At 53.2% G+C, this 15,036-nt stretch carries 11 protein-coding genes; 3 read left to right on the top strand and 8 right to left on the bottom strand.

Annotated features, from left to right (window positions below):
- Positions 1 to 224: 224 nt before the first annotated feature.
- Together rnr and Enr10x_RS06270 are read right to left on the bottom strand one after the other, a co-directional pair.
- Positions 225 to 2,531, bottom strand: a complete 2,307-nt coding sequence (gene rnr / locus Enr10x_RS06275) for a ribonuclease R (RefSeq protein WP_145448466.1) — start codon at positions 2,529 to 2,531, stop codon at positions 225 to 227.
- Between the two features lie 4 nt (positions 2,532 to 2,535).
- A complete protein-coding gene (locus Enr10x_RS06270) occupies positions 2,536 to 3,507 on the bottom strand; it encodes a 3'-5' exoribonuclease YhaM family protein (protein WP_145448465.1) in 972 nt (323 codons plus the stop codon).
- Between the two features lie 382 nt (positions 3,508 to 3,889).
- Between Enr10x_RS06270 and Enr10x_RS06265 the strand changes: the two genes are divergently transcribed.
- Positions 3,890 to 5,644, top strand: coding sequence for a proline--tRNA ligase (locus Enr10x_RS06265; RefSeq protein WP_145448464.1), 1,755 nt, complete (start codon positions 3,890 to 3,892; stop codon positions 5,642 to 5,644).
- A gap of 82 nt (positions 5,645 to 5,726) precedes the next feature.
- On the opposite strand, the gene Enr10x_RS06260 is transcribed toward Enr10x_RS06265, so the two are convergent.
- Together Enr10x_RS06260 and Enr10x_RS06255 are read right to left on the bottom strand one after the other, a co-directional pair.
- Positions 5,727 to 6,395, bottom strand: coding sequence for a 3-keto-disaccharide hydrolase (locus Enr10x_RS06260; RefSeq protein WP_145105068.1), 669 nt, complete (start codon positions 6,393 to 6,395; stop codon positions 5,727 to 5,729).
- A gap of 107 nt (positions 6,396 to 6,502) precedes the next feature.
- Complete coding sequence (locus Enr10x_RS06255; protein ID WP_145448463.1) at positions 6,503 to 7,969, bottom strand: sulfatase family protein; 1,467 nt, start codon at positions 7,967 to 7,969, stop codon at positions 6,503 to 6,505.
- A gap of 246 nt (positions 7,970 to 8,215) precedes the next feature.
- Here Enr10x_RS06255 and Enr10x_RS06250 point away from each other — a divergent pair.
- Positions 8,216 to 9,045, top strand: a protein-coding gene (locus Enr10x_RS06250) for an IS5 family transposase (RefSeq protein ID WP_390621349.1) whose coding sequence is annotated in 2 segments (ribosomal slippage) — positions 8,216 to 8,606 and positions 8,606 to 9,045 — 831 coding nt in all. Because the reading frame shifts where the segments join, the coding sequence is not laid out codon by codon here.
- 22 nt (positions 9,046 to 9,067) lie between these two features.
- Here the strand turns inward: Enr10x_RS06250 and Enr10x_RS06245 are convergent.
- From Enr10x_RS06245 to Enr10x_RS06235, 3 genes are all read right to left on the bottom strand, one after another.
- Positions 9,068 to 9,586 carry a tetratricopeptide repeat protein gene (locus Enr10x_RS06245; protein WP_145105062.1) on the bottom strand — a complete coding sequence of 173 codons (519 nt, stop codon included), beginning with the start codon at positions 9,584 to 9,586 and terminating at the stop codon, positions 9,068 to 9,070.
- A gap of 423 nt (positions 9,587 to 10,009) precedes the next feature.
- On the bottom strand, positions 10,010 to 11,176 hold the full coding sequence (locus Enr10x_RS06240) for a DUF6655 family protein (protein ID WP_145448462.1): 1,167 nt from the start codon (positions 11,174 to 11,176) through the stop codon (positions 10,010 to 10,012).
- Positions 11,177 to 11,624: 448 nt separating this feature from the next.
- Positions 11,625 to 12,086, bottom strand: coding sequence for a hypothetical protein (locus tag Enr10x_RS06235; protein ID WP_145448461.1), 462 nt, complete (start codon positions 12,084 to 12,086; stop codon positions 11,625 to 11,627).
- A 412-nt stretch (positions 12,087 to 12,498) separates the two neighbouring features.
- Here Enr10x_RS06235 and Enr10x_RS06230 point away from each other — a divergent pair, with 412 nt between their 5' ends.
- Positions 12,499 to 14,130: a sulfatase family protein gene (locus Enr10x_RS06230; protein ID WP_145448460.1), complete on the top strand. Its 1,632-nt coding sequence runs from the start codon at positions 12,499 to 12,501 to the stop codon at positions 14,128 to 14,130.
- A gap of 21 nt (positions 14,131 to 14,151) precedes the next feature.
- Here the strand turns inward: Enr10x_RS06230 and Enr10x_RS06225 are convergent, their stop codons facing one another.
- A complete protein-coding gene (locus tag Enr10x_RS06225; protein ID WP_145105051.1) occupies positions 14,152 to 14,997 on the bottom strand; it encodes a hypothetical protein in 846 nt (281 codons plus the stop codon).
- Positions 14,998 to 15,036: the final 39 nt, after the last annotated feature.

Raw genomic sequence — 15,036 nt, 5'->3', positions numbered from 1 at the left:
CATCATGATCTGATCGAATCCGCCGGCGCTAAACGGTTCTATTTAAAATAGAGCTTAAGTTATTATATTTCTTCGCCTTCGTACATCAATCAATACAGAAATATAAACTGGATTCCTTTTACAAATTTCCGCTCTGACTCTTTGTTTTTAGTTCCAGCTTACCTGGTTTCAAGTAAAACATCCGTACCCTTTTGACGCTCCAGAAGCACAGATGCACAGATGCACTACTTGCGTTTCTTTTTCTTACCGCGCTGGGACTTCACTTTACGTCCCTTCTTCTTCACAGCCGATTTTCCCTTGGAAGAGGCGCGAGACGATTTCTTACCCGCACGTTTTGAATTCTCTTGATCCGATTTGGATTTGCTGTTCGATTTTGATTTCCCTGATTTCTCCGGGCGGGGCAGACGGAAATCCAGTTCTCTGCGATCCAGATCAATTTTATCTACTTCCACTGTCAGAAAATCGCCAATGCGAAACTCCTGCCCGGTTCGTTCGCCAACAATACTGAATTTGGCGGCATCCTGATGAAAGTAATCGTGTTTGCCTAATCGGCTGATATGCAACAGCCCCTCGACCGGTACATCCACCCCGCGGCAGAACAACCCGAACGACTCCACTCCTGTAATCATGGTTTTCAGTGTGGTGATCCTGTTGTCGATCATCCAGGTCAAGAGTTTGACCTTCGTCAGTTCGCGTTCCGCTGATTCGGCGCGACGCTCACGCATCGACAGATCATGCCCCAGCTGACGTAATCCCTGCGGACTCTGCCCCTTCCCTTTATCGGGACGCTCCAGAATCTCATCAATCAACCGATGAATCGTCAGGTCCGGATAACGTCGAATCGGACTGGTAAAGTGGCAGTAATGCTCTACCGCCAGTGCATAATGCCCCAGCTCTTCATCGGTATATTCAGCCTGCTTCAGGCTCCGCAGCAGTGAATAATTGATCGCCTGCTCAACTGCAGTCCCGTGTACCTGTTCGACCAGCCGCTGCAGATCTTTTCGGCTCTGGGCTTTTTTGAGTGTGTATCCGAGTGCATTCACAAACTCGGCGAATTCAATCTGCCGCTGATGGTCAGGTGAGGGATGCACACGACGTAAAAACCGTAATCCCCGATCATTGAGCCCCTCAGCCACGGCAATATTCGCCGCCAGCATGAACTCCTCGATGATCTGGTGGCTTTCATCATGCTCCCGCTCGACGGCTCCACTCACTCGATGCTTGTCGTCGAAGGTGAGCCGTACTTCGGAGAGATGCAGCTCCAGTGCCCCCCCGGCAAAGCGACGCTTCCGCAGCATCATCGCCAGATGATGCATGTTTTTCAGCAGCTCACGTATTTCGGCGGAGACGCGGTCACCCTCTTCATCACGCCCCTGGACAATCGGCAGCACCTGCTCATAGGCAAACCGCTTCGAAACACGAATCGCGGAATTCACAAACTCGGTATGTACGGGTACACCGTCCGCTGTGAATTCAATAAAAGCCGACTTGGTGAACCGCACCTGCCCTTCCTGCAGACTCGCCAGGCCGTTCGAAATAACCTCTGGCAGCATCGGAATCACCCTGCCGGGCAGATACACGCTGGTCCCCCGTCGGCGGGCTTCCCGATCGAGTGTCGAGCCTTCTTTGACAAAATGGGCCACGTCCGCAATATGCACACCGAGCACCCAGTGCCCCCGTTCATTCTGCTTCAGCGAAATCGCATCGTCGAAGTCCCGGGCATCCGCGGGGTCGATCGTCACGATCGTCTCGCCGGTCAGATCCCGTCGATTTCCCAGCCTGGTCTCATCAAACAGGCTGGCCTGTTCGCGGGCTGCTTCCAGAACTTCATCCGGGAAATCCATCGGAATGCCGAATTCAAAAACGATCGACAGCAGATCGACGCCCGGCTTACCGTGCGGCCCCAGAACTTTGGAAATCACTCCCTGCCCCAGGTAGTTCTTCGAGGGGAAATGCAGAATATCGATGACGACCTTGTCTTCGGGTTCCACCCCCTTCGCACCGGGATCCCCCACGTGGATGGGCGAATTGAAAATCTTGCCATCCACGTGCACATAACCTTCGCCCTGCGTTTCGAAGTAGGTCCCGACAAATGTCGTCGACGCCCGCTCAATGATCTCCACCACCCGTCCGCAGATCTGCCCCCCACTGCGGCGTCGATTGATGACCGTGGCGTAAACTTCGTCACCGGTCTGGGCATCTCGCATATCCCGCTCGGAAATATACAGATCCCCCGCGTGCCGCTGGTCGTGCGCAATGTCATCCGGTTTATGATGCGGAATCAGGTAACCGGCCCCGGAACTGGTTTTCTTGATAATTCCCGCGATCCAACCCTCTTTTTTCACGGGCCGAATCAAACCGGAATCCGAAACCAGAATCTCTTTGCGGGACTGCAGGCTCAGCATCGCCTGCTCAAACTCAGAAGAAGTCGACTTGGAACCTCCCACCTTTTTCAGCAGCGCTTTTTCCCGGAGGGGTGTGTAACCGGGGCGGGTGACATAATCGAGAATCTTCTTCTCAAAATCAGGCATCAACTCAGTCCTCAGTCATTCCCTTAAACAGTTTTCGCTGCAAGCGAGGTGAATAGGGAGTCCAGCTGGATGTCGAATTCAGATCATCGTCAATGAACCGCGCAAATTCATTGACTTTCGCATCCAGGTTATCCAGATGATGCAGGGCGACCGCTTCCGGCGTCATCGGCAGACGGGGGCTGCCGAACTCGTAAGTGCCGTGATGGCTCACAATCATATGCTTCAACCGCAGTTCCGCCTCTTTCGGGAATGATTCTCCCGTCATTTCCTGATAAGCCTGGATCTTCTCGGTCAGCATCTCCACACCGATAATCAGGTGCCCCAGCAGCTGACCTTCGTCGGTATAGATGAATTCATTCTCGTAGCCCAGCTCGCGCACTTTTCCGATGTCGTGCAGGAAAACCCCTGCCAGCAGCAGGCTCATATCCGCTTTGGGATACAGCTCCGCAATCCGGTGTGCCGTCTCCATCAGATTCACGACATGCTCGATCAGGCCGCCATGATAGGCGTGGTGCGTCTTCACCCCGGCCGGTGCCCGACAGAACTCATCCATCAGGGCCTCATCCACGAGAAAACACTCCATGAGCGTACGAACTTCGTTATTTTCAATTCCCAGCAGCATCTCACGCAGCTTGGCCAGCAACGCCTGCACATCATGTGAGGCCTGGGGCTGAAACTCAGCCGGGTCCAGGTTCTCTGCGGAAACGGGTTCGATGTAGGTCAGAATGATTTGCAGGGCTCCCTGAAACAGGTGCACCTTCCCTTTGACCTGAACGTAATTGCCGGACTGAAAATGCTGCATCCGTTCTTCTACAACATTCCACATCCGTGCGTTGACGACTCCGGTTGAGTCTCTCAGGTCAGCAGACAGAAACAGACTCGCATTCCGATTCGCTCGTAACTGCTTGTCAACTAACAGAAAAACCTCGTTTACAGTATCACCATCCTTGAGTTGATTTATATTTTGTCGAGACATCTCGAATCGGCTTTCAGAATCACAATTCAAACGCTGCGGTCGATCTTCAGTTTCGCTAAGAAACACAATAGAACGATCTTAAGCCGATCCATCCTGCTCAACAAGTCCGACAACTGTCTGTTCTGAAACTCTCTCTCATTTGTCCAATATTGCTGAAAACGCCCCCACTCTCCCATGCCACCGTCTCCCTGATTCAACAAGATCTTGTCCGACAGGCACTTATCACCCTTGAATATTTTTGTCCCCCACCGGGCCGAACCTTTTGGAGTTGAATCGGTTCTGCTAGAATACGCGGCCATCAACGAACACCGGCAGCCCCTGAATTGCCGGACAGAAACCAAATCACATAACCACATACCCATCAATCACTTAAGGAACTCAAGTGCGCTGGTCAAACACACTGATCCCCACGATTAAAGAAGTCCCCGCGGATGCGGAAATCCCCAGCCATCAGTTAATGCTCCGCGCCGGACTGATCCGTCAGTTGATGGCGGGCGCCTACACCTACCTCCCCCTCGGCTGGAAATCGATTCAGAAAGCAGCCCAGATCGTGCGGGAAGAGATGGATGCTGCCGGCGCCGCGGAATTGCACATGCCCGCGCTGCAGCCTCTGGGACTGTTCGAACGCACGCAGCGGAAAGAAGCCTTCGGCTCAGTCCTGATCCAGTTCAACGTCCCCCGCGGCAACCGCCTGATCCCCATGGCCCTGGGTCCCACACATGAAGAAGTTGTCACGGACCTGATCAGCCACTGCATCAGCAGTTACAAACAGCTGCCGCTGACCGTCTATCAGATTCAGACCAAGTTCCGCAACGAAGAACGCCCCCGGTTCGGCGTTCTGCGAACGAGCGAATTTCTGATGAAAGACGCCTACAGCTTCAGTTCCTCCGTGGAACAGCTGGATGAAATCTACGACCGTATGTACCGGGCCTACTGCCGTATCTTTGCCCGCTGCGGACTGAAATACCTGCCCGTGGAAGCGGAAAGCGGCCCCATCGGCGGTGATGCCTCCCACGAATTCATGATTCCCTCCGAAAACGGGGAAGACTCGATCGTCTACTGCGAAGCCTCCGGATACGCGGCCAACATGGAACGGGCCGACACCGGTCGCCAGACTCCCGAAATCAAAACTCCTGCGGACGCAGGAACCCTGGAAAAACAGGCCACCCCCGCAGCCACCAGCATAGAGCAGGTCAGCCAGTTACTGGGCTGCGAACCTTCCCAGATGATCAAAACGCTGATCTACCTGGCCGATGGTGAACCGGTGGCCGTCCTGATCCGGGGCGATCATGAAGCCAACGAAGGCAAAATCCGCCGGGCCCTGGGAGCCGCGACAGTCGAACTCGCCGATGAGAAGACGATCCAGCAAGTGACTGGCGCCCCGACTGGCTTTGCCGGCCCTGTAGGGATTAAATGCAAAATCATTGCCGACCACGATATTCCGGTGATCGCAAATGCCATCACGGGTGCCAACGAAGCCGACGCTCATTTACTGAATGTCAACGTGGGCCGTGACTACGAACTGGAGACCACATACGACCTGCGAAATGCTGCTGCCGGCGATCCCTGCCCCAAAAGTGGAGAGCCACTGGCAATCGTGCATGGCATCGAAGTCGGTCATGTCTTCAAGCTCGGCACCAAATATACCGAAGCCCTCGATGCTGATTTTCTGGATGAAAAAGAGAAACGGCATCCGATCATCATGGGCTGTTACGGTATCGGTGTGAACCGCATCATCGCCGGTCTTGCGGAAACGAAGCACGACGACAAGGGACTGATCTGGCCGCTGGCAGTCGCCCCTTACGAAGTCCTCGTGATTCCGCTCAACACCAAAGACGACGAAGTCATGCAGACCGCCGAGCGCTATTACGAGGAACTCAAAGCGGCTGGAGTCGACGTCCTCTTCGACGACCGCAACGCCCGGGCCGGTGTCAAATTCAATGACGCCGACCTGATTGGCATCCCCTACCGCATCGTCATCGGCGGCAAGGGGCTGCAGAACGGCGAGATCGAAACCAAATGGCGAACCGCAGACGAGGCAGAAATGATCGCCCTTGATGCAGGAATCACCCCCATTCTGGATGCACTCGCTGCTCGTAAAGCGGAAGAATACAAAGCCGCAAACGTACCTGAATAGAGCGAATTACTCGTAACGCAAAACAGGCCGGCAGGAAATGCATCCCGCCGGCCTGTTTTTATTTCAATTTCGGATGACTCAATTAGTCGAGTTCTTTGATCCGAATATTCTTCCAGGCAACCGAATAAGGACCGGTCCCTTTCTTGATGCCATGCACCTGCAGACCGATGAAGCCTGTCGGATGCGTTTTGTAAATCGCTTCATCCGTCAGATCTTCGATCTGTTTGCCGTTGATCCAGGTCTGAATCCGGGGACCTTTGGCAACGATTCGAAATTTGTTCCACTCGCCATCTTTCATAGCTTTGTGAGGTTTCAGTCGTTTTTCAGGTGTCAACCAGCCCCGGCCGGTTGCTTCACCGTAGACATAACCGGCTTCGGCACCATTTTTACCACTGGCTTCGATCTCAACCTGGGGACCATTGACGCGACCGTTGCCGTCTTTCTGCTGGCTGCGAATCTGACAGCCGGAGTTCAATTCATCAGCGACTTTCACTTCGAACTCCAGTTCGAAATCGCCGTAGTTCTTCTTGGTGCACATGAACGAGTTGGGGCTTCCTTCAGAAGTCGTGCCCACAATCGTGCCATCTTCCACTTTATAGGTAGCCGTTCCATTGTGCTGCGTCCAGCCGTTCAGATTCTTGCCGTTAAACAGCTTCACCCAGCCGGATTCTTCGCCGGCCTGCAGCGAACCTGCCAGGCAGATGCTCGCCAGGAATGCCAGGGTCATTCCCCATACTTGATTACGTTTCATGCTTTCTCTCCAAAATAAAGTCTCAAAGTTGTCAATTTCGTTATCGCGGGTTACACAACGGTCAGAGTCGAACTGCTGACCGGATATTTTCGGTGACGCTCTCGGATTCAGTCGGCCAGTACCGGGCCGGGATTGTTGATCTTCTGCGCGTTACGGGCATCGCCGGGCATCTCGCGATGTTCAAACTCGCCAGGCTTTGGCTCCCCGGGACGCTGGTTACGGTCGGGGCTCGGATTGGCAGGAATCGTATCCCCGGTCTGTTTTGACCACTGATCCAGCACCCCGCGCAGTCGGGCCAGTTCGCTCGCGTATTCGGGCTTTTCCGCCAGATTATGAAACTGGTGCGGATCTTTACTGACCTGATACAGTTCTTCCCGCGGCCGAGGTTTGAGGAAGACGTCTTTCTGATTCGGTTTCAACTTCCCGGCTTCGAAACGTTCCCACAAGACTTCGCCAGAGGGAAACTCGATCGATTCTACGCACAGATTCCGCTGTCCCGGAATGGCATTCCTGATGTAGAGCCAGTCTCCAGAGCGAACCATCCGTTCGTGTGCCTTGAAGACGTGCCAGTTGTGTTCGCCAAACGCGTAATCGCGGACTTTCGCGTCGGGATGCTTGAACAGTTTCTCGAAGCTGACTCCCTGCATCCGCGGGTCGGCTTTGACGCCTGCCACTTCCAGAAAAGTGGGGCCCAGATCAATCGTACTGACCAGGCTCTTCGTCACGGTTCCCGGCTTGATCACTTTCGGCCAGCGAACCATCATCGGCGTCTTGATGCCACTGTCATACAGTCGCGTTTTACAGCGGGGAAATGGACGACCATTATCTGCGAAGAACAACACCAGAGTGTTATCAGCGATCCCCTGGGCGTCCAGTTCGTCCAGGATTTGACCAGTAAAGTAATCCAAGCGGCTGATTTCGTCATAATACTGGGCGAGATCTTTGCGCGTCTCGGCAGAATCAACCAGATAGGGAGGCACGACAACATCCTCGGGCTGGTGCGGCTGGTACTCTTTTGATTTCTGCCAGGCCCGGTGGGCATCAGTGGAAGCAAACCAGCAGAAGAACGGCTGATCTTGGGGACGTTTCTTGAGAATGGGTACCCAGTCCTCTTCGCGCCCCGGTCCTTTCCCTTTGGAAACGTGATCGAAAGAAGTCAAAGCGTAGGGGCCCATATGCTGCTTGCCTGAAATCACCGTGTAATAACCGGCGTCGCGCAACAACTGGGGAAACAGGACCTGACCTTCGGGCAAAGGAGTATGCAGCTCCGGCGCACCAGTGTTGTGCGGATAGCGGCTTGTGATCACACTGCAGCGACTGGGGCTGCAACTGCTGATCGTGAGATACGCATTATCAAACCGCAGGCCTTCCTGAGCCAGTCGATCCAGATTAGGGGTACGAATCGAAGGATGACCGTAGCAGCCCAGATCATTCCAGGAAACATCATCCGCCAGAATCATCACGATATTCGGTCGCGTCTCAGCAGACTGGGACACATTGGTACTGGTCAGGGAGAAAAAACAGAGAGCAAACAGGCAGAGCAGTCCGTGGCAGGAACGTAACAGTACATGCATGATGCACGCCACCTCGTTAATAAGAATGCAGGATCAAAAAAAACGACCTGTCACCAGACCGCAGACTCTACGGTACTATAACAGGTCGGACTTCTCAATCTTGAGGTGGTAAATCTGTGGGGAAGATTCTCAGCAACTTATTTCTTAAACAATGGTTAGAGGTAGTTTCAAAACCCTAAATTACGTGAACAGTTTGGTATAGTATTTGTAGGAGTACCTCCCCAGAAAGGAGGTCTCATTATGACCATGACCCGCGTGTCACGACCTGCCACAGGTCGCAACATTACCGGGTCCAGGACGGAACCAAAACCACAACTCTCGGACGAGCAATGGCTTCTGATCAAAGATCTGTTTCCAGAACCACCGGTAAACGCAGCCGGAGGGCGGCCCAGAGTGGCTGCCCGCGAGTGCCTCGAAGGAATCCTTTGGGTATTAAGGACCGGTGCCCGATGGAAAGATTTACCAACATTTTTACCATCTCCCAGCACCTGCTGGCGGCGTTTCAAGGAATGGACCGAAGACGGTGTCTTCCTGGAAGCGTGGCAGCGATTGCTCGAACACTTAGACCGCCGGAAGCTGGTTGTCTGGTCGGAAGCATTCGGGGATGGCACATTCTGCCCCGCAAAAAAAGGGGCGCCGATGTCGGAAAGACAAAACGGGGAAAGGGAACCAAGCTTATGCTGCTGGTCGACGGAAACGGGCTCCCTCTCGCTTTGGATCGTGCCAGTGCCTCTCCGGCAGAGGTGAAGCTGATTGAATCCCTGCTGGACCAGCGAGTTTTGCCACGCGACCCCGATCGCCTGATTTATGATCGTGCGGCCGACAGCGATCCCCTGCGCACAGAGCTGGCGGAACGGCAGATAGAGCTGATCTGTCCGCATCGCAAGAACCGTGTGAAACCAGCGACGCAAGACGGGCGTGCTCTGCGGCGATATCGACGCCGCTGGAAAGTCGAACGCACCATCAGCTGGCTGTTCAACTTTCGTCGTCTGGTAATACGATATGAACGATACAGTCATTTGTTTTTAGGATTCGCACAACTCGCGTGCGTGTTCACCTTACTTAATAAGTTATGAAACCACTTCTAGTAAATCACATCTATTCTGTTTCAGGGTCGATTCCAAAGTCTTCGGTCTCTTCATTCTCGAGCAGGATATCTTCATCAGACTCCGCCTGCTCTCCTTCCGGAGACTCTTCGATACTGATGGTAAGATGCACCTCATGATGCACGACTGGATTATATTGAGATCCCAAAGGTTCAAATCGCAGATGAATATTTGCTTCCGAGGCGATTTCATCCGCCGTCTGTTCGGCTGTATCAGCCAGTTCTTCCTGGCCACTTTCCCGGTAACAGGCTCCCAGTGATTTCCAGGGGAGTTGACTGTGCGGGATCGGCAGTAAATCCGCCGCGTATTGTAAAGGCTTGATCGCCTCCGAGTAACGACCAATCCGTTTTAAAGATTCCCCTCGCAAAAAAGAAAAGGACGCCGTCAGGGATCCTGGATCTGTGACTTTATCCAGTTCTCTGAGTGCCTGATGGGGCATCCCCAGTTCCAGATAACCCTCTGCCGCGATGAGTCTGCGTACAGTTTTTTGAGGAATTCGAGGAATCATCATTATAACCTCCCATTTCACCTTCAACTGGTGATGACGCTGGTTGAATATCAGGGGAAATCACAAACCTCCTGGCCCACTCACATTCGATTCCCATCTTAGAGAAACGTTGTTTGAGGCCGTCTGGTTCAATTTTACCGCATAGAATGTGCCAATTCTCCCTCCCACCAGCAAATCAACCCATAAATCATTTCACAACAAAGACTTAACAACACGTGGCTGTCGCACTACCTAAAGAGACAGTGCCACTTTGGCGGTCACTCTGATATCAATCTGGTGGCAAATTGGATCAAAGTTGCACAACCACAAGGCTTTTCATAAGACAAGCGAAAATTGAGATCGGTTCACTCATACGAGGAGGGAAACAAAAACCAGCCTTAAGGGCCCACTGGTAAGCCTCTGATACTATATACGTAAAAACGGCTCTTATTCGGCAGGAATTTTCCGAAACATCTGTTCCAATTCCAGCTTTTCTTCCGCAGGGGCCTCTTTCGTGTCCACACCCTCAGCTAGAGGAGCGTTGGGCCAGACCGTTGACAGCCGTGAAGTATCACCCTGAATCCAGTCTTTGTGACCGTTGGCCTCCTCCGGTTTCAGGAAGAGCACGGTTTTGATCTTTGCCGGTTCCAGCGAAAGTTTTTCTTTGGTCCCGGCAGACTGTGATTCTGCAGATTTCGTTGTCTGACTCTCAGCCGGTTTCGCAGTGGCGGCTTGAGACTCTTTCTTCGGCTTGGCTTTCGCCTCCTGTTTTTTCTGCTGCTTCTCTTTTTCGGTGGACTCTTCTTTGATCCACTCCGCCAGGGTCTTTACTTTCCGATCCTTGGCTACTGGCAGATCTTCTTCTTCTGCCTCTCCCGTCTCGACAAAACGGGCAGGTTCCAGATAATCCACGGCAGAGGCGTTTTTGAAATCTTCACCTGTTCCCAGGGGAATTTCAATTTTGGAGCCGGCAAACTGAGCACCATCCCGGTAGATTGATCCCCGCTGGAAGGGACCCGCTCCCAGAATCCAGGTATTGCGGGCATCGCTCTTCGCCTGCAGCACACCGGACTGCCAGACCCGTTCCCGCGTCTTCTGGTTGTAGGCAAACACGCTGATCTTCGCTGCGGCAATCTGATTACTCTTCTTCGCCAGAGAGATTTCCGGAATTGTCGGAATCGCAGGGGCGGCTGGCATCAGGGATGCGGCTGAAGACAGCATGTTGCTGGCTGGGATCCCATAATTGACTTCGTGCCCGTTGGTCGCCAGCGTTCCCACACGGGCTTCGATGATGTAATCCGCGTCTTCCTTCTTCTCCTGGATCAGGCAGTTTGCAGCAACGATTTGCTGTCTCAACGAACTGATGATATAGTCACCGTTCACAAATCCGACCCCTTTGATGTTCTTGATATAAGAGGTATCAAAGAAGACTTTTTTGTTCGAGAGCGAACTGAGGTCGATATGGGAGATCGTCTGATCGACGGCATCGGAGGTCAGTAACTGTTCGGTCGCGCTGTTGCTGAGCATCTTGCCGCACCCGCTCAGGCAGGGAAGCAGCAACATCAGCAACCAGATCGAGATTCTGTTGTCGAAGAACCGAATTGAATCAAACATGAGTTTCAGCGATCGTGAGTACAGCACAAAATTCGTCCACACGGATTCCACTGGCTGTTCGGTCAATACCGAGAGACAGTAGCCCGGAACACTGTGTGAAAGGCATATCAGTACGCAAACCCTGGTTCCACCATGCGCACACGGGAAAACAAAGCCTGGTATTCTATATTGTTTTGTGGGAAAGGAAGGTCGATTCCAGGACGGAAACAGGACCAGGAGGTGATACAGACACGATCAACTATTGACCAGACCACTGTATCGGGTAGCAGGATCACTTAATTGAGAGTGATTAAGAAATCCAACTGGGAGCGGCAGTATAGCTGACACATCGCGAAACTCAAATATGATTTTGCAATCCGTTTAAATCACACAACTCCTTAAATAACAGTTACTTAAAAACTTTTCACACTCAGCTTCCAGAAAGAAAATCTGAGTTTTTCTCATCAATTCAGCGGGCAATCCGGGGCAAAGTTCGCCAGTCGGTACCGGTAGATCCCGTCATCCGGGAAGAGTGTTCCATCCACTCCCAGCGCGGAAACTTCTCGCGGGGGACTCGCAGAACTTCGCAGGTCGCTTCGATCTCCTCCACAGCCTCTGCAGTTAACAACGCCACTTCGGCCAGTTCGTGATACCCCCCCTGGCGAAAACATTCACTCAGTGAACTCCAGGCCTTGCGGCTCTCCATCACCGGAAACAGACGGGCCGCCTGATGCAGGGGCTCAATCGCTTCGTTGTAGCGTTCCTGACGCAGATAGCATTCGCCGATCAGATACAAACGCATTGCTTCCAGCGGACCCGCTTCATCGACAGCGGAGAGTGCCTCCAGAGCCTGAATCGGCATCCCCAGTTCCAGGTATCCTTCCGCGGCCATCAGCTTGTGTACAACTTTGGGAGAAACGTTTTCTAACATGATCAATTCCTTTTTTAACCGGTGGGGCAAGCAATCCATTGCCCGGCTGCAGTCAGTTTCCAAACAGGCCTCAATCCTCTGAGACACAAATCACGATGCCAAAGTTGAAATGCAACCCCCATACCAATCAGATTCGACAGGCAGCTCAATTCACCTATCTCTCGATCAGGCAACAGTTTTCAGAATAAAGAATTTTCCCTTCGTATCCGAAGGATCGAAATTCCTGCACTTTCTACCGTGGCTGACACTGTAATTTCTACATCACCCGTTTTTGATATCTCATCCTCCGCCCCCTCCTGAACGTCAGAGACAACTTGCACTTCCCCCGATAAACCTGCATGATAGAAACGAAACCAAAGACACCGTGAATTCAGATCCCACGTGCGAATACACCAGATTGAGGACGAAACCCATGCAGCCGCTCTTAGCCCATCCTTGCCGTTTTGCATTCACCCTGATCGCAAGCCTGTTCTGCAGCCAGCTGATACTCACAGGCCACGGCCTGCAGAAGCTTGCTGCCGCCACAAAACAGCGCCCCAACATCCTGTTCATTTTCACTGACGATCACGCTTCACATGCAATGAGCTGTTACGGCTCGAAGGTCAATCAGACGCCAAACCTGGATCGGATTGCCCGCGAAGGCATGCGGTTTGACAACTGCTTCTGTACGAACAGCATCTGTGGTCCCAGCCGCGCCGTGATCCTCACCGGAAAACACAGCCACATCAACGGCTTCAAGCAGAATGGCAACAAGTTCGACGGTTCTCAGCAGACGTTTCCCAAGCTGCTCCGCAAACAGGGCTACCAGACCGCCATTGTGGGTAAGTGGCATCTGGCCTCCGATCCCACCGGATTTGACTACTCTGAAATTCTGGTTGGCCAGGGTCCGTACTATAATCCTCCCATGATTCGCAACGGGAAGCGCGTCAAACACGAAGGCTATACCACCGACATCATCACCGATCTGGCACTCGACTTCCTCAAGAACCAGCGTGATCAGGATAAACCTTTCATGCTGATGTTCCAGCACAAGGCCCCGCACCGCAACTGGCAGCCCGGCCCCAAATATCTGCACATGTACGATGATGTCACCATCCCGGAGCCTGAAAATCTGTTCGACAATTACGAAGGCCGCGGCACCGCTGCCAAAGAACAGGACATGACCATCGCCCGGACGATGACCGAATTCGACCTGAAACTGACGCCGCCCAAGAACCTGACTCCCGAGCAGTTGAAGGTCTGGAATGCTGCCTACGACCCCAAAAACGAAGCCTTTCGCAAAGCCAACCTGAAGGGGAAAGATCTGGTCCGCTGGAAGTATCAGCGGTACATGAAAGACTACCTCCGCTGCGTCGCCTCGGTCGACGAAAACGTCGGTCGAATGCTCGACTACCTGGAACAGTCCGGACTGGCAGAAAACACGGTCGTAATGTACTCCTCTGACCAGGGCTTCTACCTCGGCGATCACGGCTGGTTCGATAAACGTTTCATGTATGAGGAATCATACCGGATGCCCCTGCTCGCCCGCTGGCCGGGTGTGATTAAACCAGGCAGCGTCAACAAAGACCTGGTCTCCAACCTCGATTTCGCGGAAACCTTTCTGAACATCGCTGGAGCGCCGATTCCCTCCGACATGCAGGGGGTCAGCCTGGTGCCCCTCTTTAAAGGTGATGAAACGGACTGGCGCAAGAGCCTGTATTATCACTACTACGAATTCTACAACGACCGCCGTTCAGCCCATATGGTTCGTCGGCACAACGGGGTTCGTACTAAACGCTATAAGCTGATTCACTTCTATAACCTCGGGGAATGGGAACTCTACGACCTGGAAAAAGATCCCCACGAAATGCGCAGCGTGTACGACGATCCCGCTTATGCCCCCATCGTCAAAGAGCTCAAAACGGAACTCAAACGCCTGCAGAAACAGTACAAAGTCCCTGATGACACAGGCTCGGTCGAGAAAGATCCTCCGTCCCTGTATCTCAAACCACGGAACAGCGGGACTCCACAGAAAAAACGGGCTCCTAAACAGAAGAAGCAGTAACACACTCACTGCCGGTGCTGCTCAGGCTTCCGGGATCCGTTCAAAGCGGATCCCGGCCACAGCATATTGTCGCGCCCCGAGATCCCATCGCCAGGGGGGCAACATCTCCACGTTCTGAACCAGTCGCGCCAGGGGTGCATTCCCCTGCAGTTGAGCCAGCAGAATACCGGGATGCACACCATGAAAAAAATTGCGGGAGGAAAGCAGCTGCGAGAGATATTGCGTGAACTGAAAGTCTGGCACCTGCTTCAGATCCGCAGCCGACTCTGAAGAAACAAAATCGCTCACAATGAAACCAGCGCCTCCGGGAGTGATCAGTTCCACGACCGTTCGGTAATGCTGGGCGCGGACCGCTTTCATCAACTCTTCAAAGCGGGGATCGGTCTCGCCGATCGCATTGACGACCTGCAGAATCAGCTGGCTCAGGATACAGGTGGAACAGACAACATCAAATGGGCCGGGCAACTCCAGAGGAGTCGTTCTCGAAAGACGCTCCCGAATTTCATCCAGCACTGCTTCAGAAGAATTTTCATCCTGTGCCAGTGCCGCCAGCTGCTGACCAGCGCCGGTCAGATCCCCCACATGACAGACAACTGCGGCCTCACCGGAAACACCCTGAGCCTCAATGGCATAGTCCAGCGCACTCTGGTCCAGATCGACCAGATGAACCTCACTGTACACCTGCAGCAACTGTTTCAGATCGAGATCGTTACAGTTCCCCGCCCCCAGCACACAGAGTCGCCCTCCTTGTGCCCCGGGTAGCCGTTTCAGATTCCCGGTGACGGTCTCACGGTGCTGTTTTGCTGCGTCCCAGTTGGGACGGCTGGCCTGATTAAATCGATACTCTTCCTCAAATAACGGATTCATTAACTTTGTCTGGACGCTCCGGAATTCTTAGCGGTCTCA

Origin of the sequence: Gimesia panareensis (assembly GCF_007748155.1) — a bacterium.
GTDB lineage: Bacteria > Planctomycetota > Planctomycetia > Planctomycetales > Planctomycetaceae > Gimesia > Gimesia panareensis.
This window is presented reverse-complemented; position numbering and strand designations above follow the sequence as displayed.

Bases quoted from the DNA above. Each gene is read 5' to 3' on its own strand.
- rnr (WP_145448466.1), bottom strand. From the start codon at position 2,531: ATGCCTGATTTTGAGAAGAAGATTCTCGATTATGTCACCCGCCCCGGT.
- Enr10x_RS06270 (WP_145448465.1), bottom strand. From the start codon at position 3,507: ATGTCTCGACAAAATATAAATCAACTCAAGGATGGTGATACTGTAAAC.
- Enr10x_RS06260 (WP_145105068.1), bottom strand. From the start codon at position 6,395: ATGAAACGTAATCAAGTATGGGGAATGACCCTGGCATTCCTGGCGAGC.
- Enr10x_RS06255 (WP_145448463.1), bottom strand. From the start codon at position 7,969: ATGCATGTACTGTTACGTTCCTGCCACGGACTGCTCTGCCTGTTTGCT.
- Enr10x_RS06245 (WP_145105062.1), bottom strand. From the start codon at position 9,586: ATGATGATTCCTCGAATTCCTCAAAAAACTGTACGCAGACTCATCGCG.
- Enr10x_RS06240 (WP_145448462.1), bottom strand. From the start codon at position 11,176: ATGTTTGATTCAATTCGGTTCTTCGACAACAGAATCTCGATCTGGTTG.
- Enr10x_RS06235 (WP_145448461.1), bottom strand. From the start codon at position 12,086: ATGTTAGAAAACGTTTCTCCCAAAGTTGTACACAAGCTGATGGCCGCG.
- Enr10x_RS06230 (WP_145448460.1), top strand. From the start codon at position 12,499: ATGCAGCCGCTCTTAGCCCATCCTTGCCGTTTTGCATTCACCCTGATC.
- Enr10x_RS06225 (WP_145105051.1), bottom strand. From the start codon at position 14,997: ATGAATCCGTTATTTGAGGAAGAGTATCGATTTAATCAGGCCAGCCGT.